Source organism: Salinispora cortesiana (genome assembly GCF_000484695.1).
In the GTDB taxonomy this organism is placed as follows: domain Bacteria; phylum Actinomycetota; class Actinomycetes; order Mycobacteriales; family Micromonosporaceae; genus Micromonospora; species Micromonospora cortesiana.
Map to the genome: position 1 here is coordinate 1 of NZ_AXVR01000013.1, position 15,896 is coordinate 15,896.

General features: G+C 68.5%; 14 protein-coding genes and 1 pseudogene. 9 read left to right on the forward strand and 6 right to left on the reverse strand.

Annotated features, from left to right (window positions below; all coding sequences use genetic code 11):
- The first annotated feature begins 235 nt into the window (after nucleotides 1-235).
- Nucleotides 236-721: pseudogene (locus K228_RS25430) on the forward strand (N-acetyltransferase family protein).
- Nucleotides 722-829: 108 nt separating this feature from the next.
- On the opposite strand, the gene K228_RS0108405 reads toward K228_RS25430, so the two are convergent.
- The 3 genes from K228_RS0108405 to K228_RS0108415 form a co-directional block, all read right to left on the reverse strand.
- On the reverse strand, nucleotides 830-1,726 hold the full coding sequence (locus K228_RS0108405; RefSeq protein ID WP_025618040.1) for a hypothetical protein: 897 nt from the start codon (nucleotides 1,724-1,726) through the stop codon (nucleotides 830-832).
- 120 nt (nucleotides 1,727-1,846) lie between these two features.
- Nucleotides 1,847-2,926, reverse strand: coding sequence for an inositol-3-phosphate synthase (locus K228_RS0108410; protein WP_025618041.1), 1,080 nt, complete (start codon nucleotides 2,924-2,926; stop codon nucleotides 1,847-1,849).
- A 23-nt stretch (nucleotides 2,927-2,949) separates the two neighbouring features.
- Nucleotides 2,950-3,585, reverse strand: coding sequence for a PadR family transcriptional regulator (locus tag K228_RS0108415; RefSeq protein ID WP_025618042.1), 636 nt, complete (start codon nucleotides 3,583-3,585; stop codon nucleotides 2,950-2,952).
- Nucleotides 3,586-3,757: 172 nt separating this feature from the next.
- Between K228_RS0108415 and K228_RS0108420 the strand changes: the two genes are divergently transcribed.
- Nucleotides 3,758-4,213, forward strand: a complete 456-nt coding sequence (locus tag K228_RS0108420) for a DUF5318 domain-containing protein (protein WP_025618043.1) — start codon at nucleotides 3,758-3,760, stop codon at nucleotides 4,211-4,213.
- 141 nt (nucleotides 4,214-4,354) lie between these two features.
- Here the strand turns inward: K228_RS0108420 and K228_RS30370 are convergent, their stop codons facing one another.
- On the reverse strand, nucleotides 4,355-5,077 hold the full coding sequence (locus K228_RS30370) for a hypothetical protein (RefSeq protein WP_029723413.1): 723 nt from the start codon (nucleotides 5,075-5,077) through the stop codon (nucleotides 4,355-4,357).
- Between K228_RS30370 and K228_RS0108430 the strand changes: the two genes are divergently transcribed.
- Both K228_RS0108430 and K228_RS0108435 read left to right on the forward strand, forming a co-directional pair.
- Nucleotides 5,046-7,262 (forward strand): transglycosylase domain-containing protein, encoded by a 2,217-nt coding sequence (locus K228_RS0108430; protein ID WP_425414506.1) that lies wholly within the window; start codon nucleotides 5,046-5,048, stop codon nucleotides 7,260-7,262. The two genes, K228_RS30370 and K228_RS0108430, sit on opposite strands and share 32 nt — an antisense overlap.
- Before the next feature lie 165 nt (nucleotides 7,263-7,427).
- Nucleotides 7,428-8,903: a glycosyltransferase family 87 protein gene (locus K228_RS0108435; RefSeq protein ID WP_025618046.1), complete on the forward strand. Its 1,476-nt coding sequence runs from the start codon at nucleotides 7,428-7,430 to the stop codon at nucleotides 8,901-8,903.
- A 16-nt stretch (nucleotides 8,904-8,919) separates the two neighbouring features.
- Here the strand turns inward: K228_RS0108435 and K228_RS0108440 are convergent, their stop codons facing one another.
- On the reverse strand, nucleotides 8,920-10,953 hold the full coding sequence (locus K228_RS0108440; RefSeq protein WP_025618047.1) for a hypothetical protein: 2,034 nt from the start codon (nucleotides 10,951-10,953) through the stop codon (nucleotides 8,920-8,922).
- A complete protein-coding gene (locus K228_RS0108445; protein ID WP_025618048.1) occupies nucleotides 10,950-11,741 on the reverse strand; it encodes a deoxyribonuclease IV in 792 nt (263 codons plus the stop codon). The genes K228_RS0108440 and K228_RS0108445 overlap by 4 nt, the downstream gene beginning before the upstream one ends.
- A gap of 534 nt (nucleotides 11,742-12,275) precedes the next feature.
- On the opposite strand from K228_RS0108445, the gene rpsF reads away from it, so the two are divergent.
- The 5 genes from rpsF (at nucleotide 12,276) to dnaB (ending at nucleotide 15,778) form a co-directional block, all read left to right on the forward strand.
- Complete coding sequence (rpsF, locus tag K228_RS0108455) at nucleotides 12,276-12,566, forward strand: 30S ribosomal protein S6 (protein ID WP_025618049.1); 291 nt, start codon at nucleotides 12,276-12,278, stop codon at nucleotides 12,564-12,566.
- A 91-nt stretch (nucleotides 12,567-12,657) separates the two neighbouring features.
- Nucleotides 12,658-13,185: a single-stranded DNA-binding protein gene (locus K228_RS0108460; protein ID WP_018733076.1), complete on the forward strand. Its 528-nt coding sequence runs from the start codon at nucleotides 12,658-12,660 to the stop codon at nucleotides 13,183-13,185.
- A 41-nt stretch (nucleotides 13,186-13,226) separates the two neighbouring features.
- On the forward strand, nucleotides 13,227-13,466 hold the full coding sequence (rpsR, locus tag K228_RS0108465; RefSeq protein ID WP_007073789.1) for a 30S ribosomal protein S18: 240 nt from the start codon (nucleotides 13,227-13,229) through the stop codon (nucleotides 13,464-13,466).
- 14 nt (nucleotides 13,467-13,480) lie between these two features.
- Nucleotides 13,481-13,927, forward strand: coding sequence for a 50S ribosomal protein L9 (gene rplI / locus K228_RS0108470; protein ID WP_025618050.1), 447 nt, complete (start codon nucleotides 13,481-13,483; stop codon nucleotides 13,925-13,927).
- A 444-nt stretch (nucleotides 13,928-14,371) separates the two neighbouring features.
- Nucleotides 14,372-15,778 carry a replicative DNA helicase gene (gene dnaB, locus K228_RS0108475; RefSeq protein ID WP_018254961.1) on the forward strand — a complete coding sequence of 469 codons (1,407 nt, stop codon included), beginning with the start codon at nucleotides 14,372-14,374 and terminating at the stop codon, nucleotides 15,776-15,778.
- The last annotated feature ends 118 nt before the right edge of the window (nucleotides 15,779-15,896 follow it).

A 15,896-nucleotide genomic window follows, 5' to 3' on the forward strand; every position in this document is an offset into this window, starting at 1 on the left:
ATGCCGTTGACCGAGGCCGCGCAGACGGTGCAGGTGTCGGCGTACCCGTTCCACTACGCCCAGTGGGAGACCCAGGCCGCCGACCTCGTCGCCGAGCACTGGACCAGCTGACCCAAAACCCGTAAACCTAACCCACGAGGAGAAAGACCCTGTTGGCCGGCGCCCGGTTCGGGTGTCGGCCAACAGCTGTCTCTGGAGCGCTCTGCCGGTTTCAGGAGGAGGTGACCAACGCCCGATGACGGTTCGTGAGTTCCAGGAAGCCGACTGGCCGCAGGTCTGGCCGATCCTCCGGGAAGTCGTACGGGCTCAGGAGACGTTCACGTACGACCCGAACCTCTCCCCTGACGAGGCGCGTGAGGTGTGGATCGAGCCAGCACCCGGTTTGACCGTCGTCGCGGTTAGGAGTGAGCGGGTCCTGGGCAGCGCCAAAATAGGTACGAATCGGACAGGACCTGGGTCGCATGTCTGCACGGCCAGCTTCATCGTGGCCGCCGGTGCCCGCGGGCAGGGGGTCGGCACCGCGTTGTGCCGCTTCGCGCTGGACTGGGCTCACCAGCGCGGGTACGCCGGCATGCAGTTCAACGCCGTTGCCGCGTCGAACCGGACTGCGGTGTAGGTGTACGAGCGGCTCGGCTTCCGTATCGTCGGTACGGTGCCGGGTGCGTTCGCTCACCCGACGTTTGGTCGGGTCGGTCTGCACGTGATGTACCAGGAGCTCTGATACCCGCCGCCACATATCTCACCCGCAGGGGGGAACACGGTGTTGGCCGGCACCCGGTTCGGGTGTCGGCCAACGGCTGCCGCTGGAAAGCGCTGCGTTCTCGGGTTGTCACTGCGGACTGTTGGTGACGGTCTGCCCGCGGCGCCCGGCGCGAGTCAGGCCGACGGCGAGCAGTGCATACGCGATCAACCCGATGGCGGCGGCCAACGCGGGAAGCGGTGCCACCGTCAGCGACGGCGGTGTGATGACGAACGAACTGACCGGGGTGAAGTTTCGCCCGGTGCCAAACGGCAGGTCCACCGTGGCAAGCGCCAGGTCCACCTGTGGCAGGGCGGCGACAGCGAGGAGCGCGGCACCTACGGCGGCGATCACCCGACCCCGCCGGAACAGTACGGCGGTGAGACAGATAGCGGCCAGCCCGAGTACGAGTGGCGCCAGCAGTACCGAACCGGTGCTGACCACGGTCGTCCAAGCCGGGTCGGTCGAAGTGGAATTCGATTGCTCTCGCGCGGACAGGTCGAGGGCCAACTCACTGAGCCGGACGGCTGGATATGCCACGAACAGCAGAGTGGCGAGTACGGTGCCCACAACGACCGGTCTCCGACGCGCGGCCGGCTGGTGGGCGATCGGCCAGCGACGTCCGGCTCCGAGCAGCAGCAGGGAAACAGCCAGGGGCGCCCAGGTCAGGGCGAGACCGTCGGTGAGCATGACCGGCGACGGAGAGGGGCCTTCGGGCGCGGGGAGCAGCAGCTGCAGGTCATGGTCATGGTTGATGGCGGCCGGAGCGGTGCGGTACGCCTCCACGACGAGCACGAGGAGTGCGGCCGGTACGACCCAGCGGGGCTTCGGCAGCTCACCGAGCAGTGCGTAGGCCCCGAGCGCCAGCAGGGCCAGGACCTCCGCATGGCGCAGCGGGGGATTACCAAACAGGACGCCGAGCAAGTGGGTGGCGGCCAGTACGGCCGCAGTGCCGAGAAGCAGCGGTTGTAGGCGCACCGGCGTCATGCTGCCACGAGTGGGGGTGGTGCGCTGCCCGGCGCCGGTGGGACTCCGCGCTGTCGGGCTCCGTAAACGACGGCGAGGGGGTGGGCCACTTGGCCCCACCCCCTCGCGTGTGTCAGAACGTCAGCGAGCGATCTCGCCGGCGATGAACTCCTCGACGGCGGCGTGCGCGTCGGAGTCGGCGTACTGCACCGGCGGGGACTTCATGAAGTACGACGATGCCGACAGGATCGGGCCGCCGATCTTCCGGTCCATGGCGATCTTCGCGGCCCGGACCGCGTCGATGATGACGCCGGCGGAGTTCGGCGAGTCCCACACCTCGAGCTTCAGCTCTGCGTTCAGCGGGGTGTCGCCGAAGGAGCGGCCCTCCAGGCGGATGTAGGCCCACTTGCGGTCGTCCAGCCACGGCACGTGGTCCGACGGACCGATGTGCACGTCGCTCTTGGCCATCTCGTGCGGCACCTGGGAGGTCACCGACTGGGTCTTCGAGATCTTCTTGGAGACCAGGCGGTTGCGCTCCAACATGTTCATGAAGTCCATGTTGCCGCCGAAGTTGAGCTGGTACGTGCGCAGCAGTTCGACGCCGCGGTCCTCGAACAGCTTCGCCAGCGCGCGGTGCACGATGGTGGCGCCGACCTGGCTCTTGATGTCGTCGCCGACGATCGGCAGGCCCGCGTCCTCGAACTTCTTCGCCCAGACCGGGTCGGAGGCGATGAAGACCGGGAGGGCGTTGACGAAGGCGCAGCCGGCGTCGATCGCGGCCTGCGCGTAGAACTTGTCGGCCTCCTCGGAGCCCACCGGCAGGTAGGCCACGACCACGTCGACCTTGGCCGCGCGCAGCGCCTCGGCCACGTCCACCGGCTGGGTGTCGGACTCCTCGATGATCTCGCGGTAGTACTGGCCGAGACCGTCGAACGTCGGACCGCGCTGCACGGTCACCCCGGTCGGGGGCACGTCGCACAGCTTGATGGTGTTGTTCTCGCTGGCGACGATCGCCTCAGCGAGGTCCATGCCCACCTTCTTGGCGTCCACATCGAACGCCGCGACGAACTCCACGTCCGAGACGTGGTAGTCGCCGAAGGTGACGTGCATGAGACCCGGGACGCGGTCGTTCGGGTCGGCGTTCCGGTAGTACTCCACGCCCTGCACGAGGGACGAGGCGCAGTTACCCACACCGACGATGGCGACGCGGACGGAGCCCATAGCGTCTGCCTCCTTCTCCTTCATCACGGCCGCTCTTTCCTGGATTCGCCAGGTGGAGGCGGGCTGTTGTCTTCTGGTCGACCGCCGGTCGCCCCGGTGGTCGGGGCTGTCGGGGCACGGCCGGAGCGCTCGTTGGCGATGAGCTCCTCCAGCCAGCGGACTTCACGCTCACAGGCCTCCAGGCCGTGGCGCTGCAGTTCCATGGTGTACGCGTCGAGCCGCTCGGCGGCGCGGCCAAGCACGTCACGGAGCCCTTCGCGGCGCTCCTCGATCTTGCGGCGGCGACCCTCCAGGATGCGAAGTCGGGTTGCCTGGTCGGTTCGGGCGAAGAACGCGAAGTGCACGCCGAAACCAGTGTCGTCATACGTCTCGGGCCCGGCTTGGGCGATGAGCTGGGCGAAGCGTTCCTTGCCCTCCGCGGTGATCTCGTAGACCACGCGGCCTCGTCGGCTGGTCAGCGCGGGAACGTCCGAGGCGGTGGGTGTCTCGTTGGCCTCGGTGATCCATCCTGCCGCCTGTAGGCGGCGCAGGGTTGGGTAGAGGGTTCCGTAGCTGATGGCCGCCCGGATGGCGCCGAGTTTCGCGGTCAGCTCCTTACGCAGCTCGTAACCGTGCATCGGAGCCTCCTGCAGGAGACCGAGGATGGCGAATTCGAGCACTGCCCTCCTCCTTACCCTGCTCAGCCGAGCACTAACCACGACGATGTATCGGACCGATACATCGTCACGCTAGCGGATCGCCGCAGGTGGGGCAAACCCCGCACCGCCGTGTCTCGATTACAGGTAGTTACCCCGCTCGCCGGGTGGGGCGGCACCGCGTACTCTCGTGCTCATGCGTACGCAGCGTCAGGTGGTCGACTACTCGCTCCGGAAGCGGGCGGCGCTGCGGGACCTCCTGACCAACCGGGTCGACCCGGATGACCTCTGTGATGCCTCGCCCTACCTGAAGAACGCGGCCCGGTTCCACGGTGAGCCGACGGACGAGCGGTGCCCGATCTGTCGGAGTGAGAACCTGACGCGCGTGCACTACATTTACGGCGACGAGCTCCGACAGTCCGCCGGTCAGGCCCGGAGGTTGGCGGAGTTGCCCGCACTGGCGATGACGCTGCGTGAGTTTCAGGTCTTCGTGGTAGAAGTGTGCCTCGGCTGCGACTGGAACCACCTCATCGAGCAGTTCCTGCTCGGGCGGGACGGGCTGGCGGAGAACGGGTCGGAGCAGGTCGCAGTGGGCGGGGTGCCCACCACGGACGCCCCGGACGGGCAACGGAGGCGAGAGGCGCAACGGTGACGTCAGCACGATCGGTCGCGTCGGCCCAGCAGGCCGTTCCCCGGATCGATCGATGGCCTGATAGTCCGATTAGCCCGCTTGATTGGCAAATAGGCATCTTTGTGGGCGACGTGACCGCGTCGTGTCACCGGGTGCCGCAACTCACGGCAAACCGGTGGTGGCGCGGCAGCGCTCCACCGCGACCGGCAGGGTGTGAAGAATGAACTCGTACGGCGACCCCAGCTCCTCGCGCGGGCGGGCCCAGATACCGGGCCAGCACGGCGTTCCCGGGCGGGCCGACGACGCGTACCGTGCCCCCGACGGTGCGGCGCGCGGCCAGTCGGCCGCACCGGAGGGAACCGCGGGCCGTGCCTCGGTGACACCCCGGGGTGGCGCCTCCAGCGGCCGGGCCTCGGTTGGTGGCTCAGCGTCCGTCCCCGCCCAGAGCACCGCCGGCTCGGCCTCGGTCGGTCGGGCAGGTCGCGCCTCGGTGCCGGCGTCCGGTGGGCCGGGTCGCGCCTCGGTGTCGGTGCCATCCGCGCCCGGCCGTGCCTCCGTGCCGGTATCCCCGGCACCGGGTGGTTCCGCCGGGCGCGCAAGCGTCGGCGCCCCGAGCGGCTCGGCCTCGGTTGGCTCGGCGTCCGTTGGTTCAGCCTCTGTTGGTTCGGCGTCCGCGGGACGGGCCCGAGCCGGCGCAGCGGCCGGGGGCCGGGCCTCGGTGGCGCGGGCCAGCGTCGCGTCGGCCGCCGGTGGTCCCGGTGGCCCGGGCGGCCCCGGTGGGTCGGGCCGATCCCGCAATGGTGGCCGTGACCCGAACGCCGTCGCGCGGGCGAAGAAGCGGAAGCGGGCGAACATGCTGATCGCCTCGTTCGCGGTCTTCATCATGCTCGCCGGCCTGGGCGTCGTCGGCTTCACCTACTTCTCTACCGGCGTCGTCCTGCCGGACCAGATCCCGCTTCCGCAGTCAACGACGGTCTACACGAGTGACGGCAAGGGTCTGGTCGCGAAGCTCGGTAACGAGAATCGGACGCTGATCACCAAAGGTCAGATGCCGCAGCACGTGCGGGACGCGGTCGCCGCAGCGGAGGACCGGAACTTCTATCGGCACTCGGGCGTGGACTACAAGGGCATCGCCCGGGCCGCCTGGAACAACTTCACCGGTGGTAGCCGGCAGGGCGCGTCAACGATCACCCAGCAGTACGCGCGTAACGCCTACGAGAGCCTTGAGGACGACACCTACGCCCGAAAGGTGCGGGAGGCGATCTTCGCCTCCAAGCTGAACGACGAGTTCAGCAAGGACGAGATCATGGAGAACTATCTCAACGTGATCTACTTCGGCCGCGGTGCCTACGGGGTTGAGGCCGCGGCGCAGACCTTCTTCGGCAAGCCTGCCAGCGAGTTGACCGTCGGCGAGGGCGCGGTGCTGGCCGGGCTCATCAAGCAGCCGGAGAAGACCGCCACCCACAACGGGTACGACCCGGCGGTGAGCCCGGAGGACGCGAAGTTGCGCTGGGACTACGTCCTCGACGGGATGGTGGCCGAGGGCTGGCTCGCCGCGGCGGAGCGGCCGACCGAATTTCCGGAGGTGAAGCCGCTGGCCGAGGGGGGCAACGGCTTCGGTGTGGCGACTCCCCGCGGCAACGTCATCAACTATGTGCGGGCGGAGATGGAGCAGTGGGGGCTCTGCACCAACACGGGGGCCGAGGGCAAGCCCTCCTGCACGGACGAGCTGCGTAAGGGTGGTTACCGGATCACCACCACCATCGACGACAAGATGCAGACCGCGATGGAGAATGCGGCCCGGGTGGAGGTGAAGGGCTCGGTCCTCAACGGCCAGCCGGATAACCTGATGGCCGCCGGGGTCGCCGTGGACCCCAAGACCGGCCGGGTGCTCGCCTACTACGGTGGGGAGAGTGGCGCCGATACCGACTGGGCCGGCAAGAACACCGATCAGAACGGCACGCTCTATGGCGGTCATCCGCCCGCCTCGTCCTTCAAGGTCTACACGCTAGCGGCTGCCATCGAAGCTGGCATCTCCGTCAACTCGCGGTGGGACGCCATGCCCTTCACGCCGGAGGGCTATGAGAGCCGCATCTATAACGCGGGCCGAGACGTCAGTAAGACTTGCGGCAAGTCCTGCACCCTGGACGAGTCGACGGTCAAGTCGTACAACGTTCCGTTTTTCCACGTGGCGGAGCAGATCGGCCCGGACAAGGTGGTCAGCATGGCCCGGCAGGCGGGTATCACCACCATGTGGAACGAGAGTGACGAGACGGTCACGCCGTACAACCTGTTGGCGGAGAAGCCGGAGGACCTGGCGCCGAAGCATTTCGACCGGGTGGTGGGATATGGCCAGTACCCGATCACTGTCCTCGATCACGCCAATGGTCTCGCGACGCTGGCGAACGACGGCGTCTTCCACCAGGCGCACTTCGTGCTCAAGGTCGAGCAGAAGGACAAGGACACCGGCGAGTGGAAGGTCGTCCGCGGGACCGGCGAGAAGCTGGACGGGCAGCAACGGATCCGCAAGGAGGTCACCGATGAGGTGACCGCGGTGCTCAAGCAGATCCCGAAGGCGAACGGCGACGCCCTCTCCGGTGGGCGGCAGGCGGCCGGGAAGACCGGCACCTGGGAGTTGCAGGACACCGAACATAACTCGAATGCCTGGATGGTCGGCTACGACGACAACCTGGCGACCGCGATCTGGATCGGTAGCAAGGACACCAAGAAGCGCGCGATTCTTGACAAGAACAAGAATGACATCGGCGGCAGTACAATGCCGGCGGATGTGTGGAAGAAGTTCATGGACGATGCGCTGAAGGGCGCGCCCGAGTCTGACCTGCCGCGTATCACCGGTGTCGGGGACGACAAGGCCGGCAACGGCGAGCTGCCGAAGCCCGAGGAGCCGGACTGTGGACCGCTCGGCCTGTTCTGCCCCGATGACGACAACGGCGACAACAACGGCGACAACAACGGCGACAACAACGGCGACAACAACGGCGACAACGGTGGGGATATCGGGTTCCCGCCACCGCCGAACGGAGGAAACGACCGACCCGGGCGGGGCTAGCCGGGCTGGCGAATGTCGTACCCACCGCCGCGCCTTCCACCCCACCGGGTGAGGCGCGGCGGTGCGGTGTCGGCGACGCCCAGTCCGACCGTGCGGTAGGGGTCGACTGTCTCCACGCCATCCAGGTGCACGACGGCAACGCGGATCTAGTGCAGGATGCACGTCATGAGCACGCAGACGACGGGCGGTACCGACAACTCCGCCGCGCCGGACCACCCGTCCCGCTCCGACGGCTTCGTCCGTGGCGTCTCCGGCCTGATCGGCGGCCCGTTGGGTGACCATGCCACCGCGCTGGACCGGCCGGTCGGTGGGGAGCGTCGGTTCTGGACCGCGGTGCGGATCGTCCTGGCCCTAGTCTGTTTGACGCTGGCCCTGCACTGGGTGCAGAAGTCGCCCTGCCAGGACGGTGCCTGGACGAACAACGTCCAGTACACCCGCTTCTGCTACACCGACGTGCTCGCCCTCTACTACGCCGAGGGGCTCAACGAGGGCAAGGTTCCCTACCGGGACCACCCGGTGGAGTATCCGGTGCTCACCGGCTACTTTATGGGTGCCCTCGGCCTGCCGGTGCACGCGCTCGGCAGCGCGGACCCCGGCCTGAACCAGGCCAAGTGGTTCTACAACCTGAACGCGCTGGTGCTCGGGGCGCTGGCGGTGGCCACCGTCGCGGTGATCCTGGCGCTGCGGCGTCGACGACCCTGGGACGCGGCGCTCTTCGCGCTCGCCCCCGCGCTGCTGCTCACCGCCACCGTCAACTGGGATTTTCTCGCCATCGGACTGGCCGCCTTCGGCCTGTTCGCCTGGGCGCGCCGCAGACCCGTGCTGGCCGGCCTGCTACTCGGCCTGGGCGGCGCGGCGAAACTCTGGCCGCTCTTCCTCTTCTGGCCGATCCTGCTGCTGGCCATTCGGAGTAGCCGGCTGCGGGCCGCGCTAACCGCGATCGCTACCGGCGCGGTGGCGCTGGTCCTGGTGAACATCTACACCGCGCTGCGCTACCCCACGAACTGGGGACGCTTCCTGGAACTCAACACGGAGCGGCCGATCGACTGGGGCACCCTCTGGTATATCGGCCGCTACCTCGACGGCAAGATTGGCGAGCCCGGCGCCGGCCCGTTCGAGTGGCTGAGCAACAACATTCCGGTGCTGAACAACCTGGCGTACGCGCTGTTCTTCCTGGCCTGCATCGGCATCGCCGTGCTGGCCCTGCGGGCCCCGCGCCGGCCGCGCCTCGCCCAGCTCGCCTTCCTCGTGGTCGCCGCCTTCCTGATCTTCAGCAAGGTCTGGTCGCAGCAGTTCGTGCTCTGGCTGCTGCCTCTCGCCGTGCTCGCCCGCCCCAAGTGGGGTGCCTTCCTGGCCTGGCAACTCGCCGAGGTCGGCTACTTCCTGGCCTTCTACGGCGAACTGCTGGGCGCCTCGACCGGTACGCCGGTCTTTCCCGAAGGCGTCTTCGTGCTGGCCGCCACGTTCCGGCTGACCACCGTCGTGGTGCTCTGCGTGCTGGTCGTCCGGGAGATTCTCCGGCCGGAGCAGGACGCGGTACGGGCCAGCTACCCCGACGACCCGGACGGCGGGGTGATCGACGGCGCACCGGACGCCCCCTGGGTGGCCAGACAGCGAGCGTCCCTGCCGGCGGCGACCTGACCGGCGCGGGATGCGGTCACAGGCGGTAGACGACCACGTCGCCGATCTCCTCCCGGGTGATGTCGAGCGCGTCGACCGGCTCGTCGATGCTGAACTCCCACGGCGTGCCGGCCACCTGACTCCGAGGGATCAGGACGTTGCGAACGCCCAGGGCGCGCAGGTAGTCGACGCTGGCCTGGTCGGGGAATGTGACTGTTACCCGACGTACCTCCTCGAGCAGGGTCGGGGTGAAGCCACTCCCACCGTTGACGATGTCCTGGAAGTGGGTGGTTGACCAGAGCATGACCGACTGGTCATGACCCTGGTCGCTCGGTAGCACCAGCAGCGGGCCGTCCACCGTGCGCATCGCCGCGGGCTGCACCGGGACGACCGGGTGCGGGGTGCGGTTCAGCCCCTCGACGGTCACCAACAGCAGCGGTAGCAGCGTGGCCAACCGCAGCCACGGGCTCGGCCAGGAAGGGATCCGCGCGGCGGAGATCTTCCGGACCCGCCCGGCGAAGGCGCTCACCGCGCCGGCCGCGAGTAGCCCGAGCAGCAGCGTCGCCCAGAGCATCAGTCGGCCCGGCGTACGCAGGCCGTTCCAGCCGGGTAGGTGCTCGAAGAGCGGCACGAAGGTGTACTGCCCGTCGAAGAGTGCGGTGCCCATCGCCAGCACCATGCTGACCACGACCCCCGCCAGCAGCAGGAGCCGGTGCCGGACCCGCCACACCGAGAAGAAGAGGCCGCCCAGGGCGAGCGCGTAGAGCACGTACCCGGGTAGCAACGTCATCTCCGGCTGCCAGGGCAGCGTCGCCCGAGCCCCCTCGTGTAGGTCACCCCAGATCCGTGACTCGGCCGGCGCGGTGAGGAAGCCCCGCGCGGGTGGGGAGAACCAGGCGAGGTCGGCGGCGGTTCGCTCCGCCTGCGGATGCAGCTCGGCGACGGTGAAGTAGGGGAGCGCGAGGAGCACGCCGACCGCGGCGAAGATCAGCCCGCCGACTACGTCGGCGGTGAACAGCCGTCGACCGAAGGGGCGTCGCACCGGGCGGACGACCCAGCGCCGCAGGAACCAGGTCACCGTGGCGACCAGCCCGATCCCGGCGAGGACGTACGCGAACGGCAGCCCGATGCCGAAGCCGAGGCTCAGCTGCCAGGCGGCGACCAGCCAGCCGGTGTAGACCCAACCGACCCGTCGCTTCTCCGGTCGGTAACCGTGCCGCAGTGACCAGCCGTGCCCTCGGGCGAGCATCGCCAGCGCCAGCGGGATACCACCGTTGGAGACGACGTGCAGGTGCCCGGCCTGGGCGAGCAGCCAGGGTGCGTACGTGTAGGTCACTCCGGCGACCGCGGCGCCGATCCGGCCCGACCCCAACTGCCGCGCCAGCGCGTACGCCCCGAACGTGGCGAGGGCGTGGGCCAGCACAAACATGATGTTGTATCGGAGCAGGGCCGCTTCGGGACCGGTCCCGATCATCCCTGCTGGGGCGTACCCCAGCAGGGTGTCAGAGAAGGCGAAGCTCCACCGTTCCGGGAAGAACGCGTTGGAGTGCAACAGCCGGCCCGGGTCGGTCAACAGCGCGTGCCCGGACCAGGCCATCTGCCACGCCTGCAGGCTCGGATCCCAGTAGTCCTGGGGCAGGGTGTAGCGCGGGTAGCGCAGCGTCGGCCAGGTCATCGCGACGGCCAGGGCCAGCGACCCGAGCGCCGCGAGTGTCCACTCGTGCGCCAGAAACCGGCCGACGGCGCGGGTTGCCCGGCCCACGTGGGTCGGCACCGGCGGCGGAGCGGGGCCGAAGGAGGCGAACGGGTCCCGCTTCTCCTTCCCGTCCTTCCCGTCCTTCTCATCCTTCTCGGCGGTGCTTTCGGCGCTGGTGGTGGTCTTGGTGGCGGTGTCGGCGCTGCCCGCGGTGGTGCTCTCGGTGCCGGCGGTCGTGGAGCCATCCTTGGGCGACCTGGCGTCACCCGGGTCGGTGTCGAGCTTGTCCATGGTGGTTTTGGGCTTTCGGTCGCCGGCGGTGCTGGCCGCCTCGGGATTCGGCGACGGTGTGTCGCCGGAGCGTCCGGTGGTCATGCGGTCGGGGCTGGCACGCCGAGCTGCTCCCGCAGGAAGGTGATGTCGGCTGCCTGGCCGTCCGCCCCGCCGGGCGTTTCGACCACCACCGGGGCGCCCGCGGCGCGGATCACCGCCACCAGCTGCTCCGGGTCGATCGTGCCGCCGGTCAGGTTGTCGTGTCGGTCCTGGCCCGAGTTGAAGGCGCCCTTGGAGTTGTTGGCGTGGATCAGGTCGATCCGCCCGGTGATCGCCTTGATCCGGTCAACCAGCCCGAGCAACTCCTCACCGCCGGCGTAGGCGTGGCAGGTGTCCAGGCAGAAGCCCACCTCGTGGTCGCCGATCGTGTCCCAGAGGCGGGCGAGCGCGTCCAGCCGGCGGGCGCAGGCGTTCGTCCCGCCGGCGGTGTTCTCGATCAGCACCGGTACGCCGAAGCCGCCGGATTCCGCCGCGTACGCGAAGGCCTTGCGCCAGTTGTCGAAACCGGTGGCGAGGTCGTCGCCCGCGTTGACGTGGCCCCCGTGCACGATCAGGCCACGGGCTCCGACAGCGGCGGCGGCTCGGGCGTGCGCGAGCAGGAGCTTGCGGCTGGGGATCCGGATGCGGTTGTTCAACGTGGCCAGGTTGATCACGTACGGCGCGTGCACGTAGAGGTCCACCTCGGCGCTGCGCAGCCGGTCGGCGTCCGCACGTGGCTTCGGTGCCTTCCAGCCCTGCGGGTCGGAGAGGAAGAACTGCACGGTGTCGGCGGCTCTTGCGGTCGCCTCCGCCAGTGGGTCGGACGAATCGACGTGGGCTCCGATACGCATGCGGGGAGCCTACGTCGAGTTCACCGACCGATGGCGACCGCAGTGCGGCGACGCGCGCAACCGGAGCGGTCAGTGGTGCGTCACCGCAGCGATCAGTGGTCGTTGAACGAGGTGGGATGGACGGTTCTGTAGCCTTGGATTAGTAGATTGTCTGAGATTTACCAAATTCTCCGACAAGTCCTGTGAATCAAGGATATGGTCGGGAAACAACATGAAGAAGCCCCGCGGGGTGTCGCCGGTCCAACCTCATCGGTGTGGTCGTTCCTCCCCAGGTCCCACCCAAGGAATGCGGACGCGACACCCCGCGGTCTCTGGTCACGGGGGGACCCGCCTGGACATCGACGTCCTGGCTGGGCCCCCCGTGAACCATGTCCGGCGACTGTTCCACCGCCCCGGGCATGATCCTTCGGACCGGGTATCCTGGTCCGGTTGTCCGCGTCCGGCCGGGTCCCCCCGTTCCGGAGTGGGCCACGACGCACGACCTCCTGTCACGGAAGGACCGTGGCCGCCTAGCCCATAGGAGGTGAGCACGTCTTGCGTCATTACGAGATCATGGTGATCCTCGACTCCAGCCTTGAGGAGCGCACCGTCGCCCCGTCGCTCGACACGTACCTGAACGTGATTCGGACCGCGGGTGGCTCGGTCGAGAAGACCGACGTGTGGGGCCGCCGGCGCCTCGCGTACGAGATCAACAAGAAGACCGAGGGGATCTACGCCGTCATCGACCTGCAGGCGACGCCAGCAGCGGTGGCCGAGCTGGACCGTCAGCTGCGGCTCAACGAGTCGGTGCTGCGTACCAAGGTTATTCGGCCGGAAGTGCGCTGAGGCGCACCCCGACCACCCGACCCCGACACCCCCGGATCAGCCTCGTCGGCATTGTCGGACGGCTCTGTCAGCCTGTACGGCGAGACGATGAGTGCGCGAGGAGATGGTCATGGCAGGAGAAACCATCATCACGGTCATCGGCAATCTGACCGATGACCCCGAGTTGCGATTCACCCCCTCCGGTGCGGCGGTCGCCAAGTTCCGGGTCGCCTCGACGCCCCGGTTCTTCGACAAGTCGTCCAGCGAGTGGAAGGACGGCGAGCCGCTGTTCCTCTCGTGCACCGTGTGGCGGCAGGCCGCCGAGCACGTCGCGGAGTCGCTGCAGCGCGGCACCCGCGTGATCGTGTCCGGTCGGCTCCGGCAGCGGTCGTACGAGACCCGCGAGGGTGAGAAGCGCACGGTTATCGAGCTGGAGGTCGACGAGATCGGCCCGTCGCTGCGCTACGCCACGGCGAAGGTGCAGAAGATGTCCCGCTCGGGCGGTGGTGGTTTTGGCGGCGGTGGTGGCCAGGGCGGCGGAGGCAACTTCGACGACCCGTGGGCCTCGGCCGCTCCTGCTCCTGCTCCCTCGCGTGGCGGGTCCGGCGGTGGCAACTTCGACGAGGAGCCTCCGTTCTGATGGCGCCGAGCGCCCGCAATCGCAAACCAGGAGCAAGGTCAATGGCCAAGGCTGCGGCACTTCGCAAGCCGAAGAAGAAAGTGAACCCGCTTGATAAGGACGGGATCACCTATATCGATTACAAGGACACTGCGCTGCTGCGCAAGTTCATCTCCGACCGTGGCAAGATCCGTGCCCGGCGAGTGACTGGCGTGACCTCGCAGCAGCAGCGGCAGATCGCCCGCGCGGTCAAGAACGCCCGCGAGATGGCGCTCTTGCCATACACGGCGACGGCTCGCTGAGAGGAGGCGCCGACATGAAGATCATCCTGACCCAGGAGGTATCCGGCCTCGGTGCCCCAGGGGACATCGTGGAGGTCAAGAACGGCTACGGCCGTAACTACCTGCTGCCGCAGGGCTTCGCGATTGCCTGGACCAAGGGCGCGGAGAAGCAGGTCACGCTCATCAAGCGGGCCCGGTCGGCCCGCGAGATTCGTGACCTCGGCCATGCCAACGAGGTCAAGGGCCAGCTCGAAGGGCTGAAGGTGGCCCTGAAGGCCCGCGCTGGCGAGGGCGGTCGGCTCTTCGGTTCGGTCACCGCGACCGAGATCGTCGCGGCCGTCAAGGCCGCTGGTGGCCCGACGCTGGACCGTCGCCGGCTTGAGCTGCCCGCGCAGATCAAGTCGCTCGGCTCCTACCCGGTGCGGATCAAGCTGCACCCCGAGGTGACCGCCGCGTTCGACCTGAGTGTCGTTCAGGGCTGACACCCACCTGCACCACCGGTCGGGCCCGCGCCGTACGGCGCGGGCCCGATCTGTGTCTGGACCTAACTCTGTGTCCGGCCCGGGGCTCGGCCCCGACCTGTGTCCGGACCCGGCCTGATCCGGCCGCCGGTGGTCGGCCAGTCGGCCATCCGGTTTCTTTTATCCACAGGGTGTGGACGCCATCATTCCAGCTCAGCCCGGTGTCGGAGGGAAGCCTTCCACAGTTATCCACAGGCTGTGCACAAGCTGCGCACATGCCTGCCCCCTGCTATCCACAGGTTGTCCCGAGACTCGTCCACCGCTGCTGTTGAGGCACCCTCCTGGTCTTCCGTATGGTTGCCACCCGACCCGCCGCACGATGGCCCCCGATCGCCCTGCGGGTCGAGAAGGCCGTGACTCCGCGGTGAAGCTAGGACGATGAGTTGACGGTGTGAAGGGGGAGCCGTGTCGGTCGCCGACGAGATGCCAGCCGAACCGCGCGCTGGCGGGCCGACATCGGTGCCGGTGCAGCGGGACGGCCAGTTCGAGAAGACCCCACCACAGGACATCGCCGCTGAGCAGTGTGTGCTGGGCGGGATGCTCCTCTCCAAGGACGCGATCGCCGACGTAGTCGAGATTCTCAAGAGCAACGACTTCTACCGACCCGTCCACGCCACCGTCTTCGACACGATCCTCGAGATCTACGGCCGGGGCGAGCCCGCTGACTCGATCACGGTTGCGGCGGCCCTGGCCGACTCCGGCGACCTGGTCCGGATCGGGGGCGCACCATACCTGCACACCCTGATCGCCAGCGTGCCCACCGCGGCCAACGCCGCCTACTACGCCCGGATCGTCAGCGAGCGGGCCGTGCTCCGGCGGCTGGTCGAGGCCGGCACGCGGATCGTGCAACTCGGGTTCGGCACCGCCGCCAGCGGCAGCCGGGACGTGGATGACGTCGTTGACCTCGCCCAGCAGGCCGTCTACGACGTCACCGAGCGGCGGGTCAGCGAGGACTTCGCCATCCTCGCCGACATGCTCCAGCCCACGCTCGACGAGATCGAGGCGGTCGGCGCCCAGCACGGCATGATGACCGGCGTTCCGACCGGCTTCACCGACCTCGACCGCCTCCTCAACGGTCTGCAGGCCGGCCAGCTCATCATCGTCGCCGGGCGGCCCGGCCTGGGGAAGTCCACGGCGAGCATGGACTTCGCGCGGAATGCCGCGATTCGCGCCAACCAGGCCTCGGCGATCTTCTCGCTGGAAATGAGCAAGGTCGAAATCGTCATGCGACTTCTCTCGGCCGAGGCCCGGGTGCCCCTGCACGTGCTGCGCAGCGGTCAGCTCTCCGACGACGACTGGACGAAGCTCGCCCGCTGTATGGGCGAGATCAGCGAGGCGCCGCTCTTCGTGGACGACACGCCGAGCATGAACCTGATGGAGATCCGGGCCAAGGCGCGGCGCCTCAAACAGCGACACGACCTGAAGCTCATCGTCGTCGACTACCTCCAGCTGATGACCTCGCCGAAGCGTACGGAGAGCCGGCAGCAGGAGGTCGCCGACCTGTCCCGTGGCCTCAAACTCCTCGCGAAGGAGGTCGAGTGCCCGGTCATCGCGGTCAGCCAGCTGAACCGCGGCCCCGAACAGCGGACCGACAAGCGGCCCCAGCTCTCCGACCTGCGGGAGTCCGGCTCCATCGAGCAGGACGCCGACGTCGTCATCCTGCTGCACCGCGACGACTACTACGACAAGGAGTCGCCGCGGGCCGGGGAGGCGGACTTCGTCGTGGCCAAGCACCGGAACGGGCCGACCGACACGGTGACGGTGGCGGCGCAGCTCCACCTGTCTCGCTTCGTGGACATGGCGATCGTGTGAGTGGACCCGGCGGCCGGGTGAGGACCCGGTGACCGGGTGAGTGAACCTGCGACCGGGTGAGCCGGCCGGCAGGACGATGAGCGTCCGGAAGGACCCGCCCCGCGCTGCCGCGGTGGGG

Bases quoted from the DNA above. Each gene is read 5' to 3' on its own strand.
- K228_RS0108405 (WP_025618040.1), bottom strand. From the start codon at position 1,726: ATGACGCCGGTGCGCCTACAACCGCTGCTTCTCGGCACTGCGGCCGTA.
- K228_RS0108410 (WP_025618041.1), bottom strand. From the start codon at position 2,926: ATGGGCTCCGTCCGCGTCGCCATCGTCGGTGTGGGTAACTGCGCCTCG.
- K228_RS0108420 (WP_025618043.1), top strand. From the start codon at position 3,758: ATGCGTACGCAGCGTCAGGTGGTCGACTACTCGCTCCGGAAGCGGGCG.
- K228_RS0108430 (WP_425414506.1), top strand. From the start codon at position 5,046: ATGCTGATCGCCTCGTTCGCGGTCTTCATCATGCTCGCCGGCCTGGGC.
- K228_RS30370 (WP_029723413.1), bottom strand. From the start codon at position 5,077: ATGATGAAGACCGCGAACGAGGCGATCAGCATGTTCGCCCGCTTCCGC.
- K228_RS0108435 (WP_025618046.1), top strand. From the start codon at position 7,428: ATGAGCACGCAGACGACGGGCGGTACCGACAACTCCGCCGCGCCGGAC.
- K228_RS0108440 (WP_025618047.1), bottom strand. From the start codon at position 10,953: ATGACCACCGGACGCTCCGGCGACACACCGTCGCCGAATCCCGAGGCG.
- K228_RS0108445 (WP_025618048.1), bottom strand. From the start codon at position 11,741: ATGCGTATCGGAGCCCACGTCGATTCGTCCGACCCACTGGCGGAGGCG.
- rpsR (WP_007073789.1), top strand. From the start codon at position 13,227: ATGGCCAAGGCTGCGGCACTTCGCAAGCCGAAGAAGAAAGTGAACCCG.
- rplI (WP_025618050.1), top strand. From the start codon at position 13,481: ATGAAGATCATCCTGACCCAGGAGGTATCCGGCCTCGGTGCCCCAGGG.